This is a genomic window from Zobellia barbeyronii (assembly GCF_018603515.1).
GTDB lineage: Bacteria > Bacteroidota > Bacteroidia > Flavobacteriales > Flavobacteriaceae > Zobellia > Zobellia barbeyronii.
In genome coordinates, this window is sequence record NZ_JACATN010000031.1 from 1 (window position 1) to 290 (window position 290).

1 protein-coding gene is annotated in these 290 nt (G+C 46.2%); it reads right to left on the reverse strand.

Annotation, left to right across the window (positions count from 1 at the left end):
- Positions 1 to 290, reverse strand: a 290-nt coding sequence (locus HW347_RS20605; protein ID WP_214613602.1) for a hypothetical protein, incomplete at both ends; no start/stop codon positions are given.

The following is a 290-nucleotide window of genomic DNA, read 5'->3' on the forward strand; positions in this document are numbered from 1 at the left end:
GGTGTTCCACCGAGTTCATTAAAAAGCTGAGTTTCTGTTACTGTTGTACCTGTGCAGATAATCAATGTTCCATCGGTTCCCGCATTCGGTGCTGCTTGTTCGGAAACGACGACCTCGGAAGTACTATCGATGGTACATGGCGAAGTTGCCGTTACTGTATAGGTATAAGTTCCTGTACTCGCAAGAGTAGGAGTCCAAGTTCCCCCGGAATCGGGCGTGCCACCGAGTTCATTAAAAAGTTGTATTTCTGTTACGGTAGTTCCTTCGCAAATAGTTAAAGTTCCATCGGT